This window comes from Burkholderia sp. 572 (assembly GCF_040545135.1).
In the GTDB taxonomy this organism is placed as follows: Bacteria; Pseudomonadota; Gammaproteobacteria; order Burkholderiales; family Burkholderiaceae; genus Burkholderia; species Burkholderia cepacia.
Genome location: NZ_JBEPLH010000019.1, coordinates 80,931 through 102,850, shown reverse-complemented (window position 1 = coordinate 102,850; position 21,920 = coordinate 80,931). Strand labels below are relative to the sequence as shown.

13 protein-coding genes are annotated in these 21,920 nt (G+C 71.8%); 8 read left to right on the top strand and 5 right to left on the bottom strand.

The features are described from left to right. Window positions 1–62 precede the first annotated feature (62 nt). Genes ABIC51_RS30255 through treY form a run of 7 tightly spaced genes read left to right on the top strand, consistent with a single transcriptional unit; the run spans window position 63 to window position 18,053 of the window. Window positions 63–3,452: a maltotransferase domain-containing protein gene (locus tag ABIC51_RS30255; protein WP_226128990.1), complete on the top strand. Its 3,390-nt coding sequence runs from the start codon at window positions 63–65 to the stop codon at window positions 3,450–3,452. After that, a complete protein-coding gene (gene treS, locus ABIC51_RS30250) occupies window positions 3,452–6,865 on the top strand; it encodes a maltose alpha-D-glucosyltransferase (protein ID WP_060084592.1) in 3,414 nt (1,137 codons plus the stop codon). Before ABIC51_RS30255 ends, treS begins: the two co-directional genes overlap by 1 nt. Then, window positions 6,862–9,069, top strand: coding sequence for a 1,4-alpha-glucan branching protein GlgB (gene glgB, locus ABIC51_RS30245; protein ID WP_354006758.1), 2,208 nt, complete (start codon window positions 6,862–6,864; stop codon window positions 9,067–9,069). The genes treS and glgB overlap by 4 nt, the downstream gene beginning before the upstream one ends. Window positions 9,070–9,101: 32 nt before the next feature. Beyond that, window positions 9,102–11,216, top strand: coding sequence for a glycogen debranching protein GlgX (gene glgX / locus ABIC51_RS30240; protein ID WP_059687741.1), 2,115 nt, complete (start codon window positions 9,102–9,104; stop codon window positions 11,214–11,216). A gap of 8 nt (window positions 11,217–11,224) precedes the next feature. Further along, window positions 11,225–13,096, top strand: coding sequence for a malto-oligosyltrehalose trehalohydrolase (gene treZ, locus ABIC51_RS30235; RefSeq protein WP_226230933.1), 1,872 nt, complete (start codon window positions 11,225–11,227; stop codon window positions 13,094–13,096). Beyond that, window positions 13,093–15,291 (top strand): 4-alpha-glucanotransferase, encoded by a 2,199-nt coding sequence (gene malQ / locus ABIC51_RS30230; RefSeq protein WP_354006757.1) that lies wholly within the window; start codon window positions 13,093–13,095, stop codon window positions 15,289–15,291. The genes treZ and malQ overlap by 4 nt, the downstream gene beginning before the upstream one ends. Next, entirely contained in the window at window positions 15,288–18,053 is a 2,766-nt protein-coding gene (gene treY / locus ABIC51_RS30225; protein WP_354006756.1) for a malto-oligosyltrehalose synthase, read from the top strand. The genes malQ and treY overlap by 4 nt, the downstream gene beginning before the upstream one ends. A gap of 108 nt (window positions 18,054–18,161) precedes the next feature. Here the strand turns inward: treY and ABIC51_RS30220 are convergent, their stop codons facing one another. Continuing rightward, window positions 18,162–18,473: a hypothetical protein gene (locus tag ABIC51_RS30220; RefSeq protein WP_354006755.1), complete on the bottom strand. Its 312-nt coding sequence runs from the start codon at window positions 18,471–18,473 to the stop codon at window positions 18,162–18,164. A gap of 113 nt (window positions 18,474–18,586) precedes the next feature. Between ABIC51_RS30220 and ABIC51_RS30215 the strand changes: the two genes are divergently transcribed. After that, window positions 18,587–19,837, top strand: coding sequence for a phosphatidylserine decarboxylase family protein (locus tag ABIC51_RS30215; protein WP_354006754.1), 1,251 nt, complete (start codon window positions 18,587–18,589; stop codon window positions 19,835–19,837). Between the two features lie 20 nt (window positions 19,838–19,857). On the opposite strand, the gene ABIC51_RS30210 is transcribed toward ABIC51_RS30215, so the two are convergent. The 4 genes from ABIC51_RS30210 to ABIC51_RS30195 all read right to left on the bottom strand — a co-directional run bounded on the left by ABIC51_RS30210 (window position 19,858) and on the right by ABIC51_RS30195 (window position 21,863). Then, window positions 19,858–20,103 carry a hypothetical protein gene (locus ABIC51_RS30210; protein WP_027792537.1) on the bottom strand — a complete coding sequence of 82 codons (246 nt, stop codon included), beginning with the start codon at window positions 20,101–20,103 and terminating at the stop codon, window positions 19,858–19,860. Between the two features lie 271 nt (window positions 20,104–20,374). Then, window positions 20,375–20,707, bottom strand: a complete 333-nt coding sequence (locus ABIC51_RS30205; RefSeq protein WP_146254327.1) for a DUF1488 family protein — start codon at window positions 20,705–20,707, stop codon at window positions 20,375–20,377. Between the two features lie 4 nt (window positions 20,708–20,711). Then, on the bottom strand, window positions 20,712–21,260 hold the full coding sequence (locus ABIC51_RS30200; protein ID WP_027792535.1) for a type 1 glutamine amidotransferase domain-containing protein: 549 nt from the start codon (window positions 21,258–21,260) through the stop codon (window positions 20,712–20,714). 237 nt (window positions 21,261–21,497) lie between these two features. Next, window positions 21,498–21,863 carry a hypothetical protein gene (locus tag ABIC51_RS30195; protein WP_060194562.1) on the bottom strand — a complete coding sequence of 122 codons (366 nt, stop codon included), beginning with the start codon at window positions 21,861–21,863 and terminating at the stop codon, window positions 21,498–21,500. Window positions 21,864–21,920 lie beyond the last annotated feature (57 nt).

Below are 21,920 nucleotides of genomic sequence, written 5' to 3'. Positions count from 1 at the left end.
CGGGCACGCGCGTTGCGGCACATCGGCGCTATCGACTGCCGCCACCCGCCCCGCGCCACGCCATGGACTCCACGCCGACCTTCGCCCCGCATATCTATTTCTGCGACGCCCGCCTCGTCGGGCCGCTCGACGCATGGCCGCAGACATTCGCGCACATCGCGGGCATGGGCTTCGATCACGTGCTGGTCGGCGGCTTCTGGGCCGCGAGCGTCGCCGGCTTTCCGCGTCACGTGGCCGATTTCCGGCGTCCGGCCCGATCGTTCGCGACGCGTGCAAGCGCACTCGAAACCTTCTCGCGGCTCGCGCAGCTCGCGCACGGCCACGGCCTGCGCCTGCTGCTCGAAGCCGTGCCGGATCGCATCGCGCGCGACAACCCGCTACGCGCCGAGCATCCGGACTGGTACGTCGAGCGCACGCACGACGACGCGCTGATCGATCCGCGCGGCACCGCGCACGCGCTGGACGTCGCCCACGCGAACCTCGACAGCGACGCGGTACGCGACGGGCTTTCCGCGTGGTGGTGTGCGCACCTCTGCGCATTCGCCGATGCGGGTGCCGCCGGCTTCCTGGTCGACGCGCCGCATCACCTGCCGGCCGACTGGTGGCCGGGCTGGCGCGCGGCGCTGCGCCGGGCGCGCCCGGACGTCGCGGTGCTCGCGGGCGTGCCCGGCCATGCGCGGGACGCGCTCGCGCAGCTCGAAGGCACCGGGTTCGACGCGGTGTTTTCATCGGTACGCTGGTGGGACCTGCGCGCGCCGTGGTTCGTCGACGAACACCGGCTGCTGCGGCGCATCGGCTCGCCGATCGCGTTTCCCGACGCGTTCGACGGCGCGCGCCTCGCCGACGACTGGCCCGACGCGCCGGACGATACCGTCGCCCGCGCCTATCGCCGCGCGCTGTGGACGGCCGCGGCCGTCGGCACCGGCTGGCTCGTGCCGATGGGCTTCGAACGCGGCGTCACGGTGCCGCTGATGGCGCGCGACGCCGATGCGGCGCGCTACCGCGCCGCGTTCGAGCGCGCGCGCTTCGACCTGTCCGGTGCGATCGCCGATGCGAACGCGTGGCGCCGCGCCACGCCCGTCGCGGCCGCGCGCGGCGAGATCGTGCAGTTGAGCGCGCCCGGCGCGGCGGCGACCGCGCTGCTGCGCGGCATCGGGCCGTCGCTCGAACACGACGAAGCCGCGCTGCTGATCGCCCTGAATCCCGATCTCGACGCGGCGGCAACGGTCGACCCCGCGACGATCCTGCCCGGCGTGCCGGGCGGCTTCACGCGGGTCGTCACGCACGACGGTGCGCAAGCCAATCCGCCCGCCGCGCTCGAACCGTTCACGCTCGAACCCGGCGCATACGCGCTGCTGCATGCGTGGCCGGCCCCGCCCGCCACGACACGCGCCGACGCCGCGCGCGAGCGCGGCGCGCTGTCCGCCGCGCTCGCGGCCGACCGGATCGCGATCGAGCACGTCGAGCCGTCGGTCGACGGCGGCCGCTTCGCGGTCAAGCGCGTGATCGGCGAGACGCTCGTCGTCCATGCATCGATCTTCACCGACGGGCACGCGCATCTCGCGGCCGCGCTGCAGTGGCGCGCCGCCGGCGACGACGACTGGCGCGAAATCCCGTTCGAAGCCGAACCGAACGACGGCTGGCACGCACGCGTCACGCTCGACCGGCTCGGCCGCCATGAGTTTCGCGTGATCGCGTGGCGCGACGACTGGGCGTCGCTCGTCGACGATGTCGCGAAGAAAGACGCGGCCGGCCAGGACGTGACGCTCGAACTGCGCGAAGCGCAGCTGCTGCTCGCGACCGCGCTCAGGCTCGCCGATCCGCTCGATGCGCGCGCGCTCGCGCGGATGGAACAGCTGGCCGCCGGGTTCAAGGACGCGCCGGCCGACGCGCGGCTCGCGCAACTCGGCGCGGCGCCGCTCGCCGATGCGTTCGCGGCGCTGCGCTACCGCCCGTTCGTCACGCACACGACACCCTTCCCGGTCGACGTCGAGCGCCGCGCGGCGCGCTTCTCGAGCTGGTACGAGATGTTTCCGCGCTCGGCGAGCGACGATCCGGACCGGCACGGCACGTTCGACGACGTGATCGCGCACCTGCCGCGCATCCGCGACATGGGTTTCGACGTGCTGTATTTCCCGCCGATCCACCCGATCGGCACGACCGCGCGCAAGGGCCGCAACAACAGCCTGACGGCCGGCCCCGACGACGTCGGCAGCCCGTATGCGATCGGCTCGCCGGACGGCGGCCACACGGCCGTGCATCCGCAGCTCGGCACGCTCGAATCGTTCCGCGCGCTGGTCGACGCCGCGCGCGGTCACGGGCTCGAGATCGCGCTCGATTTCGCGATCCAGTGCTCGCCCGACCATCCGTGGCTCGCCGCGCATCCGGGCTGGTTCGCGTGGCGGCCCGACGGTTCGCTGCGCTTCGCGGAGAATCCGCCGAAGCGCTACCAGGACATCGTGAACCCCGATTTCTACGCGCCCGATGCGTTGCCCGACCTGTGGCTCGCGCTGCGCGACGCGATCCTGTTCTGGGTCGACGCGGGCGTGCGGATCTTCCGCGTCGACAACCCGCACACGAAGCCGCTGCCGTTCTGGGCATGGATGATCGACGACGTGCGCGGCCGGCATCCGGACGTCATGTTCCTGTCCGAGGCGTTCACGCGGCCGGGGATGATGTATCGCCTCGCGAAAGTCGGCTTCTCGCAGTCGTACACGTACTTCACGTGGCGCGAGTCGAAGCGCGAATTCATCGACTACCTGACCGAGCTGACGGCCGGCCCCGCGCGCGAGTTCTTCCGCCCGAACTTCTTCGTCAACACGCCCGACATCAACCCGCGCCACCTGCAGAACGCGCCGCGCACGCAGTTCGTGATCCGCGCGGCGCTCGCGGCGACGCTGGCCGGGTCGTGGGGCATGTACTCGGGCTTCGAGCTCGGCGAATCGGCGCCGCTGCCGGACAGCGAGGAATACGCGAACGCGGAGAAGTACGAGCTGCGCGCGCGCGACTGGCGCCGCGCCGCGCACATCGGCGCCGAGATCGCGCGGCTGAACCGCGCGCGACGCGCTCACCCGGCACTGCAGACGCATCTCGGCATCACGTTCGCCGACGCGGACAACGACGCGGTGCTCGTGTTCGTGAAGGCAACGCCGGCGTTCGACAGCGTGGTCGCCGTCGCGATCAGCACCGACCCGTGGCATCCGCAGGTCGCGAACTTCACGCTCGACGCATCGCTGTGGCGCGGTTTCGGGCTCGTCGACGGCGAACCGCTCGACGCGCTCGAACAGGACGCCACGCACGCGCAAACCTGGCGCGGGCATCGCCAGTACGTCTCGCTCGATCCGCACGTGCGGCCGTATGCGATCTGGCGGCTCACGCCGTCTCCAGGCGCCGCGCGGGCGGCGGCGCGCGAACCGGGCGACGCCCGGCCCATTTCGGGAGCCCATGGATGATGAAACGCGAAGATTCCCTCGACGACGTACGTCGCGCACAGTTCCCGTCGCTCGAGCCGGCCGGCACGCCGCGCCGGCGCCGCGCGCGCCGCCGCGCACCGGCACTCTGCGCGGACGATCCGCTGTGGTACAAGGACGCGATCATCTACCAGGTGCACGTGAAGTCGTTCTACGACTCGAACAACGACGGCATCGGCGATTTCCCCGGCCTGATCGCGAAGCTCGACTACATCGCCGAACTCGGCGTCGACACGATCTGGCTGCTGCCGTTCTACCCGTCGCCGCGCCGCGACGACGGCTACGACATCGCCGACTACCGCGACGTGCATCCCGACTACGGCACGCTCGCCGACGTGCGGCGCTTCATCCGCGAAGCCCATGCGCGCGGCATCCGCGTGATCACCGAGCTGGTGATCAACCACACGTCGGACCAGCATCCGTGGTTTCAGCGCGCGCGCCGCGCGAAACCGGGCTCGAACCACCGCGACTACTACGTGTGGTCCGACACCGACACGAAATACGCGGGCACGCGGATCATCTTCCTCGATACGGAAACGTCGAACTGGACCCACGACCCGCTCGCCGGCCAGTACTACTGGCACCGCTTCTATTCGCACCAGCCCGACCTGAACTTCGACAACCCGGCCGTCGTGCGCGAGGTGCTGCAGGTGATGCGCTTCTGGCTCGACCTCGGCATCGACGGGCTGCGGCTCGACGCGGTGCCGTATCTGGTCGAGCGCGAAGGCACGAACAACGAGAACCTCCCCGAGACGCACGCGATCCTGAAGCAGATCCGCGCGACGATCGACGCCGAGTACCCGAACCGGATGCTGCTCGCCGAAGCGAACCAGTGGCCGGAGGACGTGCAGGAGTATTTCGGCGACGAGAACGAATGCCACATGGCGTTCCACTTCCCGCTGATGCCGCGCATCTACATGTCGATCGCGAGCGAGGACCGTTTCCCGATCGTCGACATCATGCGGCAGACGCCGGCGCTCGCGCCGAGCAACCAGTGGGCCGTGTTCCTGCGCAACCACGACGAACTGACGCTCGAGATGGTCACCGACTCCGAGCGCGACCTGCTGTGGCAGACCTACGCGAGCGACCGGCGCGCGCGGCTGAACCTCGGCATCCGGCGCCGGCTCGCGCCGCTGATGGAACGCGACCGGCGCCGCATCGAGCTGATCAACTCGCTGCTGCTGTCGATGCCCGGCACGCCGGTGATCTATTACGGCGACGAGCTCGGGATGGGCGACAACATCCATCTCGGCGACCGCGACGGCGTGCGCACGCCGATGCAGTGGTCGTCGGACCGCAACGGCGGCTTCTCACGCGCTGACCCCGAACTGCTCGTCTTGCCGCCGGTGATGGGCTCGCTGTACGGCTATGACGCGGTCAACGTCGAGGCGCAGACGCGCGACCCGCATTCGCTGCTGAACTGGACGCGCCGCATCCTGTCGACCCGCCGCGCGTCGCAGGCGTTCGGGCGCGGCACGATCCGCTTCCTGCGCCCGGAGAACCGCAAGGTGCTCGCGTACCTGCGCGAGCTGGACGGCCACGATCCGGTGCTGTGCGTCGCGAACCTGTCGCGCGCGTCGCAGGCCGTCGAACTCGACCTGTCCGGGTTCGCGGGCCGCGTACCGATCGAGATGACGTCGGATTCCCCGTTTCCGCCGATCGGCCAGCTCCCGTATCTCCTCACCTTCCCGCCATACGGCTTCCTGTGGTTCGTGCTCGCCGAACATGGCCGCGAGCCGTCGTGGCGGCAGCCGCACGCGGAAGCGCTGCCCGAATACGTGACGCTCGTGATGCGGCGCGGCGAGGCGCGGCCGAACCTCGAGCAGCTGCACACGCTCGCGCACGATGCGCTGCCGTCGTGGCTCGCGCGGCGGCGCTGGTTCGCGTCGAAGGACCGCACGATCGGCGAAGCCAGGCTGAACGTCGTCACGCCGGTGCCGGGCGAGCCGTTCGAGTATGCGGAGGCCTGGGTCGAAGCGGGCGCGCAGCGCGACGTCGAACGCTACGTCGTGCCGCTCGCGGCCGCATGGGGCGGCGAGACCTCGCAGCCGCTGTTCACGCAGCTCGCGCTCGCGCGCGTGCGGCGCGGCCACACGATCGGCTACCTGACCGACGCGTTCGCGCTGCCGGCGTTCGCACGCGGGATGCTGCGCAAGCTGCGCGACGGCGCCGTGGTGCCGACCTCCGACGGCGGCCGCCTCGCGTTCCTACCGGAAGACGCGCTCGCCGCGCTCGACCCCGGCGACGACGCCGAAGTGCGCTGGCTCGCGGCCGAGCAGAGCAACAGCTCGCTCGTGATCGGCGACGCGATCGTGCTGAAGCTGGTGCGCAAGGTCGCGCACGGCGTGCATCCGGAAGCGGAAATGAGCCGCTACCTGACGCGGATCGGCTACCCGAACACCGCGACGCTCGCCGGCGAAGTCGTGCACGTCGACCCGGACGGCACGCCGCACACGGTCGCGATCCTGCAGCGTTATGCGGACAACCAGGGCGACGCGTGGACGCGCTCGTTCGACTTCCTGCGCCGCGCGGTGGACGAGCTCGCGCTGCCGGCCGCGGACAACGACGAAACCGACGAAGCGGACGAGGAACCCGAGGCGCTGCTCGGCTACGCGGCGTTCGCCGGCATCATCGGCACGCGGCTCGGCCAGTTGCACGTCGCGCTCGCGCAGCCGTCCGACGACCCCGCGTTCGCGCCGGAGCGGGCGACGCCCGGCCATGTCGACGGCTGGTGCGCGGACGCGATCGCGTCGTTCGAGCAGGCGCTCGACGTGCTGCACACGCGGCTCGAGGCGCTCGATCCCGCGATGCGCGCGGCGGCCGACACGCTGCTCGCATCGCGCGACGCGGCCGTGCGGGCCCTCGGCGCACTCGTGCCGCGCACGCTCGACGCGCAATGCATGCGGATTCACGGCGACTTCCATCTGGGGCAGGTGCTCGACGTGCAGGGCGACGCGCTGCTGATCGACTTCGAAGGCGAGCCGGCGCGCCCGCTCGAGCGCCGCCGCGCGAAGTCGCATCCGCTGCGCGACGTGGCGGGCCTGCTGCGCTCGCTGTCGTATGTGAGCGCGACCGCGCAGTTCGCGATCGAGAAGGCGCCGCCGCAGGCAGCCGGCCGCAAGCGTGCGCTGTTCGACCGCTTCGGGCAGGCCGCCGCCGACCGTTTCGTCGACTGCTATCGCGCGGCTGCCGACCTCGCGCCCGCGCGCTTCGTCGATCCGCGCTACGCCGACCGCCTGCTCGCGCTGTTCCTGATCGACAAGGCGTCTTACGAGCTGTGCTACGAAGCGGCGAACCGCCCCGACTGGCTGAGCGTGCCGGTCGGCGGGCTCGCGGCGCTGGTCGAACGGCTGCTCGACGACGGCGGCGCATCCGACGACGGAGGCACGCGATGACCGATACGCTGTTCGAACGGTCCGACATCGACGCGCTGCTCGCCGGACGTCATCCCGATCCGTTCGCGTGCCTCGGCCCGCACGGGCAGACCGGCCGCACCGTCGTGCGCGCGCTGCTGCCCGGCGCGACCGGCGTGCACGTGCTGTCGCCCGACGGCGACGAACTCGGCACGCTCGACTGCGTCGATCGCGCCGGCTGCTTCGCGGGAACGATCGCGCGCAACGGCGGCGCCCCGCACTACCTGCTCGCGGTCGACTGGCCGGACGCGCGGCAGGTGATCGACGATGCGTACGCGTTCGGCACGCTGCTCGACGACGCGACGCTCGCGCGCCTGTCGGCCGGCGATCCGGCCGCGGTGCTCGACTGCCTCGGCGCGACGCCGCTGCGCATCGACGACACCGACGGCGTGCGCTTCGCGGTCTGGGCGCCGAACGCGCAGCGCGTGTCGGTGGTCGGCGATTTCAACGCATGGGACGGCCGCCGCCATCCGATGCGGCTGCGGCAGCCGTCGGGCGTGTGGGAGCTGTTCGTGCCGGGCATCGGCGCGGGCGAGTGCTACAAGTACGAGCTGCGCGCGGCCGACGGGCGCGTGCTGCCGCACAAGGCCGACCCCTGTGCGCGCGCGACCGAGGCGCCGCCGCGCACGGCGTCGGTCGTCGCCGACGTCGCCGCGCTCGACGCGTTCGCGTGGCACGACGACGGCTGGATGCATGCGCGGTCGCGTGCCGACCGCTATCGCGTGCCGTGGTCGATCTACGAGGTGCACCCGGAATCGTGGCAACGCGTGCCCGACGAGATGAACCGCAGCGCGACGTGGGACGAACTCGCCGAGCGGCTGATTCCGTACGCGCGGGGCATGGGCTTCACGCATATCGAGTTCATGCCGATCGCCGAGTACCCGTTCGGCGGGTCGTGGGGCTACCAGCCGCTCGCGCAGTTCGCGCCGTCCGCGCGCTTCGGGCCGGTCGACGGCTTCGCGCGCTTCGTCGACCGCGCGCATGCGGCCGGCATCGGCGTGCTCGTCGACTGGGTTCCCGCGCATTTCCCCGACGATCCGCATGGCCTTGCGCAGTTCGACGGCACGGCACTGTACGAGCACGCCGACCCGCGCGAAGGCTTGCATCCCGACTGGCACACCTGCGTGTTCAACGTCGGGCGTACGGAAGTCGGCGCGTTCCTCGCCGCGTCGGCGCTCGCGTGGGCGCGCCGGTATCACGTCGACGGCATCCGCGTCGACGCGGTCGCGTCGATGCTGTACCGCGACTATTCGCGCAAGGAAGGCGAATGGGTGCCGAACGTGCACGGCGGCCGCGAGAACCTCGAATCGGTCGCGTTCCTGCGCATGCTGAACGACACGCTGCACGGTGCGGCCGCGCCGGCCGGCGTCGTCACCGTCGCGGAGGAATCGACCGCGTGGCCGGGCGTCACCGCGCCGACCGGCGACGGCGGGCTCGGCTTCGACTTCAAGTGGAACATGGGGTGGATGCACGACACGCTCGCGTACCTGCGCGAAGACCCGGTGCACCGCCGCTATCACCACGACCGGATGACGTTCGGGCTCGTCTACGCGTTCTCCGAGCGCTTCGTGCTGCCGCTGTCGCACGACGAGGTCGTGCACGGCAAGGGCTCGCTCGTCGCGAAGATGCCGGGCGACGCGTGGCAGCGGCTCGCGACGCTGCGCGCGTACTTCGGCTTCATGTGGGCGCACCCCGGCAAGAAACTGCTGTTCATGGGCAGCGAATTCGCGCAGTGGGCCGAGTTCGCGCACGACGCGACGCCGCACTGGGACCTGCTCGACGCGCCCGCGCATCGCGGCGTGCAGCGGCTCGTGCGCGACCTGAACCGCACGTACGCGGCGGAACCGGCACTGCATGCGCTCGACTGCCACGCGGCCGGCTTCTCCTGGCTGATCGGCGACGACCGCGACAACAGCGTGTTCGCGTTCGCGCGCCGCGACGACGCCGGGCACCTCGTGGTCGCCGTCTGCAACTTCACGCCGGTGCCGCGCGCGGCCTACCGCGTCGGCCTGCCCGCCCCCGGGCAGTGGCGCGAACTGCTGAACACCGATGCCGCCCCGTACGGCGGCACCAACGCCGGCAACGACGGCGCCGTGTGGGCCGAGGCCGTGCCCGCGCACGGCGAGGCGTGGTCGGCACTGCTGCGCCTTCCGCCGCTCGCGACACTGTGGCTGGCCCCCGCCTGATTACCCGCGCCCTCGACACGGAGATCCGCCCCATGCCGACCGCCCTGCCCGCCCGTCTCGAATCCGGCCGCAGCTATCCGCTCGGCGCGACCTGGGACGGCCTCGGAACCAATTTCGCGGTGTTTTCCGCGCACGCGCAGCGCATCCAGCTGTGCGTGTTCGATCCGACCGGCCGCAAGGAACTCGCGCGCCTCGACCTGCCCGAATGCACCGACGAGGTGTGGCACGGCTACCTGCCCAACGCGCATCCGGGCACCGTGTACGGGTTTCGCGCGGACGGCCCGTACCAGCCGCAGCACGGCCATCGCTTCAATTCCACCAAGCTGCTGCTCGACCCGTACGCGCGCAAGCTGGTCGGCCAGTTCCGCTGGTCGGACGCGCTGTTCGGCTATCGCGTCCATTCGAATCGCGCGGACCTGTCGATGGACCGCCGCGATTCGGCGCCCGCGATGCCGAAGTGCGTGGTGGTCGACGAGGCGTTCGACTGGAGCACCGACCGGCGCCCGCGCGTGTCGTGGCGCAACACGGTGATCTACGAGACCCACGTGCGCGGCACGTCGATGCGCCGCGCCGGGTTGCGCCCGCCCGAACGCGGCACGTTCTCGGCGTTCGCGCATCCCGCGTTCATCGACCACCTGCTGTCGATCGGCGTGACGACGGTCGAGCTGCTGCCCGTCCACGCGTTCCTGCAGCAGCGCGCGCTCGTGAACCGCGGGCTGCGCAACTACTGGGGCTACGACACGGCCGCGTTCTTCGCGCCGGAGCCCGCGTATCTCGCGACGCGGCGGCTCGACGAGATGCGCATCGCGATCCGGCAGCTGCATGCGGCCGGCATCGAGGTCGTGCTCGACGTCGTCTACAACCATACGTGCGAGGGCAACGAGCTCGGCCCGACGCTGTCGTGGCGCGGCCTCGACAACGCGAGCTACTACCGGCTCGTGCCGGGCGACCAGCGCTTTCATGTCGACGAGACGGGCTGCGGCAACACGCTGAACCTGTCGCATCCGCGCGTGGTGCAGATGGTGATGGATTCGCTGCGCTACTGGGCCACTGCGTTCAACGTCGACGGCTTCCGCTTCGACCTCGGCGTGACGCTCGGGCGCGAGGCGCACGGCTTCGATCCCGGCGCGGGCTTCTTCGACGCGCTGCGGCAGGACCCGGTGCTCGCGCAGCGCAAGCTGATCACCGAGCCGTGGGACCTCGGCCCCGGCGGCTACCAGCTCGGCCGCCACCCGCCCGGCTTCGCCGAGTGGAACGACCGCTTTCGCGACACCGTGCGGCGCTTCTGGCGCGGCGACGCGGGCCAGCGGCCGGAGCTCGCCGCGCGGCTCGCCGGGTCGGCCGACCTGTTCAACCATCAGCGGCGCCATACGTGGGCATCGGTCAATTTCGTCACCGCGCACGACGGCTTCACGCTCGCCGATCTCGTCTCGTATTCGGCGAAACACAACGAAGCGAACGGCGAGGACAACCGCGACGGCCGCGACGACAACTGCAGCGCGAACTGGGGCGCCGAAGGGCCCACCGACGATGCCGCGATCCGCGCGGTGCGCGCGCGCGTCGCGCGCTCGATGCTCGCGACGCTGTTCACCGCGCTCGGCACGCCGATGCTGGTGGCCGGCGACGAGTTCGGCCGCACGCAGCACGGCAACAACAACGCGTATTGCCAGGATAACGAGCTGTCGTGGCTCGACTGGGACCTCGCTCACGGCGACGAAGCCGTGACGCTGATGCGCTTCGTGTCGCGGCTCGCCGCGCTGCGGCGCATGTATCCGGTGATGTCCGCGCCGGGTTATCCGTCGGGCGACCGCGACGCCGCACCGGGCATGGCCGAGATCGACTGGTTCGACGAGCGCGGCGCCGCGATGACCGTGCCCGCGTGGCAGGACCGCGAACGCCGCGCGCTGACGATGCGGCGTGTCGGCACGGGCCGCACCGGGCGCACCGAGGCGCTGCTGGTGATGCTGAACGCGTCGTCCGAGACGATCGTGTTCGCGCCGCCCGCGCCGGTGCTCGAATATCGCGTGCTGGTCGACACGGCCACGCCCGACGCCGGCCCGCGCAACTGGCCGGCCGACGGGCTCGACGTCGCCGCGCATGCAGCCGCGATCGCGGTGGCCGCCGTGCCGCCCGACCCGCCCTCCTGAGGACCGCCATGACATCCCGTTCCGACCGTCCAACCGGCACGCACGCGTTCGAATCGTCGTTCGGCGCGACCTGCGTCGATGCCGAACGCACGCGCTTCCGGTTTTGGGCGCCCGCCAGCCGCACGGCCGCCGTCGAACTGCACGACGACAGCGAACACACGATCCCGATGACACCCGTCGGCGACGGCTGGTTCGAGACGGTCGCGCCGTGCGGCCCGGGCGCGCTGTATCGCTACCGCCTCGACGACGGTTTCACCGTGCCCGACCCGGCGTCGCGCTTCCAGCCCGGCGGCGTGGACGGCCCGAGCCAGGTCGTCGATCCGGCGTCGTATCGCTGGCGCGACGGCGCATGGCGCGGCCGGCCGTGGCACGAGACGGTGCTGTACGAGTTGCATGTCGGCGCATGCGGCGGCTACGCGAGCGTCGAGCGGCGGCTGCCGGCCATTGCCGCGCTCGGCGTGACCGCCGTCGAGCTGATGCCCGTCAACGCGTTCCCCGGTTCGCGCAACTGGGGCTACGACGGTGTGCAGCCGTTCGCGCCCGATGCGTCGTACGGGCGGCCCGAGGAACTGAAGGCGCTCGTCGACACCGCGCACGGGCTCGAGCTGCAGGTGTTCCTCGACGTCGTGTACAACCACTTCGGCCCCGAAGGCAACCTGCTGCCGCGCTACGCGCCCGCCTTCTTCCGCGACGACCGGCGGACCGCGTGGGGGCCCGCGATCGATTTTTCGCATCCGCAGACGAGCGCGTTCTTCATCGAGAATGCGCTGTACTGGCTCGACGAATTCCGTTTCGACGGGCTGCGCATCGACGCCGCGCACGCGATCGGCGACGACGCGTGGCTGCGCGAACTCGCGCGCCGCGTGCGGGCGGTTGCGGGCGACACACGCCACCTTCATCTCGTGCTCGAGAACGAACGCAACACGGCGAGCCTGCTCGGCCCCGGCGGTTTCGATGCGCAGTGGAACGACGACTTCCACAACAGCGCGCACGTGCTGCTGACCGGCGAGCGCGACGGCTACTACCGCGCGTACGCCGACGCGCCGCTGCGCCATTTCGCGCGCACGCTCGGCGAAGGTTTCGCGTACCAGGGCGAACCGTCGCCGCTGCACGACGGCGCCGCGCGCGGCGAGCCGAGCGCGCATCTTCCGCCCACCGCGTTCGTCACGTTCCTGCAGAACCACGACCAGATCGGCAACCGCGCGTTCGGCGAACGGCTGCGCGCGCTCGCGAACGACGACGCGGTGCGCGCGGCCACCGCGCTGATGCTGCTCGCGCCGCCGATCCCGCTGCTGTTCATGGGCGAGGAAGACGGCAGCACGCAGCCGTTCCAGTTCTTCACCGACTATCGCGGCGCGCTCGCCGACGCGGTGCGCGAAGGCCGGCGCCGCGAATTCGCGGCGTTTCCCGCGTTCGCCGATCCCGCGCATCGCGACCTGATTCCCGACCCGAACGACATCGCGACGTTCGTCCGTTCGTCGTCGCACCATCCGCCGGACGACAACTGGCCCGATGCGGCCGCGTGGCAGCGCTTCTACCGCAGCGCGCTGACGGTGCGCGCGGTGCTCGTGACGCCGCATCTGCCGGGTGCGCGGGCACTCGGCGTCGACCTGCTCGCGGGCGACGGCGAGCCTTCGGCGCTCGTCGCGCGCTGGCGCCTCGGCGACGGCAGCACGCTGTCGATCGCGCTGAATCTCGGCTCGCTCGACGCGGCACTGCCCGAACTGCCGGTCGGCAAGATCGTGTTCGAGACGCCGCCGCGCGCCCGCGACCGGTTGCCCGACCTGAAGCTGCCGCCACGCTCGTGCATCGCGTGGCGGGACGGTGCGGTCAATCACGATGCGCGGCATCATCGCGCGAACGGGCAGAGCCGATCATGACGACCGACGTTTCGATCTCGACCCTCGCGCACGCGGCCGGCCTGGACGCCGACTGGACCGATGCTGGCGGCATCGCGCGGCGGGTGGACGATCGCGCGCTCGCCGCGCTCGTCGACGCGCTGGGCTGGCCGTGCGGCACGGCGGCTCAGCGCGTCGACAGCGCGGCGGCGCTCGCCGGCGGACATGCGGCGGTGCCGCGCGTCGTGACCGGCGACGCGGGCCTGCCGCTGCCCCTGCCCGCCGCGCTCGCGCAACCGGGCGCGCGCTTCCGGATCACGCTCGAAGCGGGCGGACACATCGACGGGCGCGTGGATGCGCACGGCGCGCTGCCGCCGTTCGCGATGCCCGGTTACCACGCGCTCGACGTCGGCGACCGGCGCATCGGGCTGACGATCGCACCGCCGCGCACGCACCCGTTCGACACGCGTGCGGCGGATGCGGGCAGCCGCTGGGGTATCGCGGCGCAGCTCTACAGCCTGCGCCGCGCGGGCGACGGCGGCGCGGGCGACTACACCGCGCTCGCGCGGCTGGCCGCGCGAGCGGCGCGGCATGGCGCGCAGGCGGTGGCGATCAGCCCGACGCACGCCGGCTATCCGGCGCTGCCCGCGCACGACAGCCCGTATTCGCCGTCGTCGCGGCGCTGGCACAACGTCGCGTATCTCGACTGCGACGCGGTGCCGGGCGCCGAGTCCGTGCGTCACGTAGCCGGTGCGGCAGCCGATGCGCCGCTGATCGACTGGCCGCACGTGCTGCCGCTGAAGCTGCGCCGCCTGCGCGCGTGCTTCGACGCGTGGCGCGCCGACGACGCCCCGTCGCGCGACGCGTTCCAGCGGTTTCGCGCGACGGGCGGCGCGGCGCTCGACGCGCATGCGCGCTTCGATGCGCTGCAGGCGTTCTGCCTCGAACACGGGCTCGGGGCGGACTGGCGGCAGTGGCCGGCGCCGTGGCGCGACCCGGCATCGGCGGAAGTCGACGCGTTCGCGCACACGCATGCCGATACGGTCGCGTTCCATACGTTCCTGCAATGGTGCGCCGCGCGCGCGCTCGGCGACGCGCAGCATGCGGCACGCCGTGCCGGCATGGCCACCGGGCTGATCGCCGATCTCGCGGTCGGCTCCGATCGCGCGGGCAGCGACGCGTGGGCGCACGGCGCGACGCTGCTGCGCGGCGTGTCGCTCGGCGCGCCGCCCGACCTGTTCAACGCGGCCGGCCAGGCGTGGGGCGTGACGACCTGGACGCCGGACGCGCTGCGCGCGGAAGGTTTCGTGCCGTTCATCGAGCTGCTGCGCGCGGCGTTCGCGCACGCGGGCGGCATCCGCATCGATCACGTGCTCGGCTTCGCGCGGATGTGGATCGTGCCGGACGGCGGCTCGCCGCGCGACGGCGCGTACCTGCGTTATCCGGTCGACGATCTGATGCGGCTCGTCGCGCTCGAGGCGGCCCGCCACCGCGCGCTCGCGATCGGCGAGGATCTCGGCACGGTGCCCGCCGGGTTTCGTGAACGGCTCGGCGCGCAAGGGGTCGCGGGCATGCGCGTGCTGTGGTTCGAGCGCGACGCGGGCGGCGCGTTCCGGCAGCCGTCCGAGTGGGACCGCGACGCGATCGCGACGACGTCGACTCACGATTTGCCGACCGTGGCCGGCTGGTGGCGCGGCGTCGACCTGGCCTGGCGGCAAGCCGCGGCCCAGGTCGCCGCGCAGCACGACGAGCCGGACAGGCACGACGTGGCCGCTCCCGCACCGGACGACGCCAGTGCGCACGATTCCGACGAAATCGTGCAGGCGCGCGGGCACGACACCGCGCCGCGCCCGGAAGCCGGCAACGCGGCGCCGCCCGACGCGCCCCCCGGCCTTCCCGCCGCGCACGCGGAACGCGCCGCCGAACGCGCGGCGTTATGGCACGCGCTGCAGCAGGCCGGCTGCGCACCGGCCGGCGCCGCCGCCCCGCCGGCCGATGCCCCGCCGGTCGGCGCGATCCTCGCGTACGTCGCGCGCAGCCCGTCGCCGCTCGCGATCGTGCCGCTCGAGGACCTGCTCGCGCTGGACGCGCAGCCGAACCTGCCGGGGCCGCCGTGCGGGCATCCGAACTGGCGGCAACGGCTGCCGCGCACAATCGACACGCTGTTCGACGCCGACGTGCGCGAACGCATCGCCGCCGTCGTGCAGGCGCGCCGTTCAAGGGAGCGCGGCGCATGACGCCGCGCGCGACGCTGCGGCTGCAGCTTCATGCGGGTTTCACGTTCGACGACGCGGCTTCGCACGCCGACTACTTCGCGCGGCTCGGCGTGAGCCACCTGTACCTGTCGCCGGTCGCGACCGCCGAACCGGGCTCGCGGCACGGCTACGACACCGTGGATTACGGCACGCTCAATCCCGAACTCGGCGGCGAAGCAGGTTTCAATCGGCTCGTCGACGCGTTGCGCGCGCGCGGCCTCGGCGTGATCGTCGACATCGTGCCGAACCATATGGGCGTCGGCGGCTCGTCGAACGGCTGGTGGAACGACGTGCTCGAATGGGGCCCCGCCAGCCCGTACGCGCGCCATTTCGACATCGACTGGCACCCGCCCGATCCGGCGCTCGACGGCAAGGTGCTGCTGCCGTGTCTCGGCCTGCCCTATGGCGACGCGCTTGCAGCCGGCGACATCACGCTGGGCGCCGACCCGGCCAGCGGCCGCTTCTTCATCGCGTGCCCCGGACGGCGGCTGCCCGTGGCGGCCGCCACCCATGCCGACATCCTGCGCCTCGCGAACCGCGCGGACCTGAACGCGCTCGCCGAACGCTTCGACGCCGCGCCGGCGCGCGACAGCGCACGGCTGGCCGCCGCGCATGCCGCGCTGCGCGATTACGCGGCCGCGCACGGCCCGCACGCGCTCGACGCGGTGCTGCGCGGCGCCGACCCGTGCGTCGCGCGCTCGCGTACCAGCCTGCACCGGCTGCTCGAACGCCAGCATTACCGGCTCGCGTGGTGGCGCACGGCCGCCGACGAGCTGAACTGGCGGCGCTTCTTCGACATCGCGACGCTCGCGGCCGTCCGCGTCGACGACGACGCGGTGTTCGACGCCGTTCACGCGCTGCCGTTGCGCCTGCACGCGGCCGGGCTCGTCGACGGCATCCGCGTCGATCACGTCGACGGCCTCGCCGATCCGCGCGCCTACTGCCGGCGGCTGCATGCACGACTGGCCGCGCAGCGCAGCGCGCCGCCGTATGTCGTCGTCGAGAAGATCCTCGCGCCGGGCGAATCGCTGCGCGCCGACTGGGCCGTCGCCGGCACGACCGGCTACGACTTCATGAACGACGTCGGCGCGCTGCTGCACGACCCGGCCGGCGCCGAACCGCTCGCCGCGCACTGGGCGGCCGTGTCGGGCTCGTCGCGCACGTTCGCGCAGGAAGCGCTCGACGGCAAGCGGCGCGTGCTGATGCGCCAGCTCGCCGTCGAACATGCGCGCGCCGCGCGGCTGCTGCACGGGATCGCGCGCGCGTCGCCCGCCACGCGGGACGTCAGCCTGATCGCGATTCGGCGCGTGCTGGGCGAACTGGCGGTGCGGCTGCCCGTGTACCGAATGTATCCGGTTCCGCGCGAGGAGCCGGCCGATGACGACCGCCGCGTGCTCGCGCACGCGTACGAAAGCGCGTGCGCGGCCATCGATCCGGCCGACCGGTTCGCGCTCGATCGCGTCGCCGCGTGGCTGGGCTTGCCGGCCGCACGCGTGCCGCGCGCGAACGCCGACGCGCTGGCCGCGGCGCGCGTCGCGTTCGCGCAGCTCACCGCGCCGCTCGCCGCGAAAGGCGTCGAGGATACGGCCCACTATCGCTACGGCCGGCTGCTGTCGCGCAACGAGGTCGGCGCCGACGCCGGCGACTTCAGCCTGTCGCGCGGCGCATTCCACGCACGCAACCGGCGCCGCGCGCGCACCGTGCTGCATGGGCTCGTCGCGACGGCCACGCACGACCACAAGCGCGGCGAGGACGCGCGTGCACGGCTCGCGGTACTCAGCGAGATCCCGGACGCATGGCGCGCGGTATCGCTCGACTGGAGCGCGCTGAACCTGCCGCACCGGGGCCGCGCGCATCGCGATCTCGCGTGGGCGCCGGGGCCGGCCGCGGAGGCGATGCTGTACCAGACGCTCGTCGGCTGCTGGCCGCCGGCACTCGCGCCCGACGATGCGGCCGGGCTCGCCGGACTCGCCGCGCGCGTCGCGCAGTGGCAGACGAAAGCATTGCGCGAAGCGAAGCGGCACAGCGACTGGCTGGCGCCCGAACCGGACTACGAGCATGCCTGCGAAACATTCGTCCGCGCGATCCTGATGCCGCGCGGCGCCGGCGATTTCGCGCACCGGCTGCATGCGTTCGTCGCACGGATCGCACCGGCCGGCATCGTCAACAGCCTGACGCAGACAGCGCTGCGGATCGCGTCGCCCGGCGTGCCCGACCTCTATCAAGGAACCGAGTGCTGGGATCACTCGCTCGTCGATCCGGACAACCGGCGCGACGTGCCGTTCGACGCACTGGCGGCCGAACGGGTCGACGATCCGGTCGCGTCGTACCTGCCGGCCTGGCCCGACTCACGCGTGAAACGCGCGCTGATCGAGCGGATGCTCGCGCTGCGCGCGCGGTGGCCGGCGACGTTCGCGGACGGCGCGTACGTGCCGCTACGCGTGCGCGGCGGGCTCGCGCGACACGCGGTGGCGTTCGCGCGGTGCGACGCGGCCGCCACCGTGGTGATCGTCGCGACGCGGCTCGCGAGCCGGTTGCTCGGGGAAGCGCCCGGGATACCGCGCGTGGCGCCCGCGCAGTGGGGCGATACGGCGGTCGTGCTGCCGCGCGGAATCGAGGGGCCTTGGATCGACTGGCTGAATGGTCGGGACACGATCGATGCGCCCGACGGGGTGCTGGCGCTACGCCGCTGCCTGGCCGGATTGCCTGTTGCGGTGCTCGTGGCGGCGCGTGCCAACAGCTGAAGGCGCGCGGCCCTGGAGACGCGTGTCGTACCTGGCGCGCCGGCGATCGTCAATCGAATCGGCCGAACGTCAGCGACCTTGCGCAAGTGCCCAAACGCGATTGACCCGTCACGACCACTCTTCCGGCGGCATTGCGCCGCCGTCGTCCTCCCATAGCGGGTTGCCCTTCCTGTCGCCGTCGTGCGCGGCCACGGGCCCGCTCGAGCCGCTTGAGCCGCTTGAGCCGCTTGAGCCGCTTGAGCCGCTTGAGCCACCTGAGCCGCGCCCGGCCGGCCGACGCGCGTCGCGCGACGCCGGCTTGGCCGCTCGCACGCGTGGACGCGTCGGCGTCACCGTGTGCGGATCGCCGCTGCGGCGCGCGTCGGTCGCGCTCGTCTCGCTCGTCTTGTTCGCCTGTCGTGCATTCGAAGCCGCGTTCATCCTCGTCTCCCGTGTCATGAAAAACGGACGAACGATCGCCGCAATTTCGGTGCCGCCGCCGGGCAAGCATCTTGCTGATCACGTTCATGCCGAACCAACGTCCGGAGGAAGCCATGCCGACCGACCGTACCCCCCCGCCCGCCACGCGCCATCGGCTCGGCGAATGGATGGCGCGCGAAGAAGCCCACATGGCCGCGTTCCGCGAAGGGATCGCGGCGGAGGCCCGCGCGCATGCCGGCGACCGGTTGCGCACGCCGGCCGTGCAGGCGCTCGCGCGGCTGTTCGACGACCATGCCGTCCTGCGCATGGGCCTGACCCGCGCAATCGACGAGGCGCTCGACACGGGCCTGCGGCTCGGCTACGCGTCGATCGGCGAGCTGATGACGGTGCTCGATCACCTGATGACCTATACGCCCCCTTTCAGCGAAACGAGCCTGATCGTGTGCCCGATCAACGCGTTCCTCGACTGGCCGATGTGCATGCCGTCGGGCCATGCGGTGTTTCGCGACGCGACCGTCAACGCGCACCTGAAGCGCGTGCTGAACGTGTGGTGCGACTTCCTCGGCGGCCCGCATTCGCGCACGCATCTCGACACGTCGGCGCCCGACGGCTGGTTCTGCGACGCAGCGTGCAGGCGCCTCGGGCTGTCCCAGTTCGAGTATCGCGACGACCAGCCGCACCTGGGCTTCGACTCGTGGAACGACTTCTTCACGCGACGCTTTCGCGACGGCGCGCGCCCGGTCGAGGCCCCCGACGATCCGCACGTGATCGTCAGCGCATGCGAGGCCGCGCCGTACCACACCGAATCGAAGGTGAAGCTGCGCGACACGTTCTGGATCAAGACACAGCCGTATTCGTTGCGCGACCTCTTCACGCCCGCGTGGCTGCCGCTCGCCGAGCGCTTCGTCGGCGGCGACATCTACCAGGCCTACCTGAGCGCGTACAACTACCATCGCTGGCATGCACCGGTGCGCGGCGTCGTCACGCACGCGTACCGTGTCGACGGGACCTACTACTCGGTCGCGGAGGCGGAAGGCGCCGATCCGGCCGGGCTGAACGACTCGCAGGGTTACATGACGGCCGTCGCCACGCGCGCGGTGGTCGCGCTCTCCTGCGACGACCCCGGCATCGGCACCGTGGCGGCCGTGTTCGTCGGGATGGGCGACGTGTCGTCGTGCGTGATCGACGTCGTGCCGGGGCAGCGCGTCGACAAAGGCGACGAGATCGGCTACTTCCAGTTCGGCGGATCGACGTACTGCCTGCTGTTCGAAGCCGGCGTGATCGACCGCTTCCTGCCCGCGCCGCCGTTCGACGGCCGGACACCTGTCGTACCCGTCAACGCGGGCGTCGCGATCGCGCGGTGAACGCCGCGCGGCGCCGCGCATCACGCGTCGTTCAGGTCGCTCAGGTCGGACACGTCGGTCGCGACCCCGTCATGCCGCTGCACGCACTTCAGGACCGACAGACCGCCGGCCGTCAACACGGGCCGACGCTCGCCGGAGGTGTCGTCGCGCTGCATCTCGATCAGGCGTTGCTCGACGAGGGCGACGACGTCGTCGCGATCGATCTGGATCTGTTCCGGCGCGTGATGCACCAGGAACAGCACGGCAAATTCATGGGCGGTCAGCATGCTCGTTCCCCGTCTGCGGCTACGTGCGATGCGACGAACGGGTCGCATCGGCATGCGGCGCGAATCGTGCGCCGGCAACAGGCCATTCATGCAGGGAACATGCCAGTCGACGCCACGCGAACCGCACCGCGCGCCCGGCGCGCGGCGCGATGTGGCACCGGGCAACGCCCGCGACGCGCGGCAAAGTTTTCAATGGCGTGTAATGCGGGTGGCTGGATGGCCGGGTGGCTGGATGCGGCGCGAAATGACGCTTCGGGAAGCGCGACGGAGATCAGGACTTTCCCGGACCAAACAGCCCGGCCCGCGCCCGACCGCCCGGCGCACGGAAATAACCGCTATGCAGCACCACGTCCGCCCCACCGCCGTCGGCCAGCACCTCCGCGCACGCGGCCTCGATGCGTGCGCGGCCGCGTTCGAACGCATCACGCAGGTCGGCCTCCAGCGCGGACTGCGCGCCGAAATGATCCTCCAGCGCCTCGACCGTGATCGCGCAGGTCTGCGGTATGCCATCGACGTCGACGACGAAACTCAACTGCAGCGCCGCTCCGTCGAACACGGGCGGCGTGTCGGTCAGCGTCACGCGGCGGGCGGAATCGGCCGGCATCGGCTTACGCCCCCCGCGACGCGAGGCGCTCGACCAGCGCGCCATTGAACGCGGGCAGGTCGGCGGGCTTGCGGCTCGTGATCAGGTTGCCGTCGCGCACGACCTCCTCGTCGACCCACTTGCCGCCCGCATGACGGATATCGTCCTGCAGGCTCGGCCAGCTCGTCATCGTGCGGCCCTCCACGAGCCCGGCCGACACGAGCAGCCAGCCGCCGTGGCAGATCGCCGCGATCGGCTTGCCGGCGCCGACGGCCGCCGTCACGAATTCGCGCGCGGCCGGCAGCATCCGGATCGCGTCGCCGTTCACGACGCCGCCAGGCAGCACGACCGCGTCGTAATCGCCTTCGCGCGCGTCGTCGAACGTGCGGTCGACCTTCACGCGCTCGCCCTTGTCGACGTGCCGGAAACCCTGGATCTCGCCGCGCTTCTGCGAAATCACGTCGACCTGCGCGCCCTCGGCGGCGAGCGCGCGCTGCGGCTCGACGAGTTCGGCTTCCTCGAATCCGTCGACCGCGAGGATGGCCACCTTGCAATGCTCCAGCCTGCCGCTCATGAACGTCTCCTTCGGATGGGCGGCACACGTCGTGCCGCATCGGTCGTGCAGCAATCGGCGTGCCGGCCGCGGAGGCCGCCGTACACGCACGTCCAGGGTCGCACCCGTTCGCATCGCGACACCAGCCGGGGAACGACCCGCGATCGCATCGAGGCCGCCCCGTTCGACGTCGCCGCGCGCCCGGCTGCAAAGATTTCAACGGGATGTAATCCGATGCGGCACGTCGGCCCGCAACGATTACTGCAGGTGCCGCGCCGCATCGAGCATCGCGTCGGTCAGTTCGATCGTCAGCGTCAGGTTTTCGTCGGTGTCGGGCAACTGATCGAGCGTCTGCTGCACGGCCTCGTGCAGCATCGCATGCACGCGCGTGCGTGCGCCGTCGTCGAGATCCGCGTAATGCTCCATCGTGTCGCAGTCGAGCGCGAGCACGACCGAATACCGCGCCACCTCGGGCGGCGCCTCGAGCGCATTCGCCCATGCCGCGTGGAACATGACCCTGCCCGTCGCGACGTCGACATGAACCGTCGTGTCGAGATCGTCCACGTCGACCGCCTCGCCGTCGATCTCGTCGTTCTCCAGCCAAATCCGGGAATTCGATTGCATGATGTCCTCCTGCGTGGTGGCCGCGCGCCCGTCCCGGGAAACCGCGCCGTCATCGCG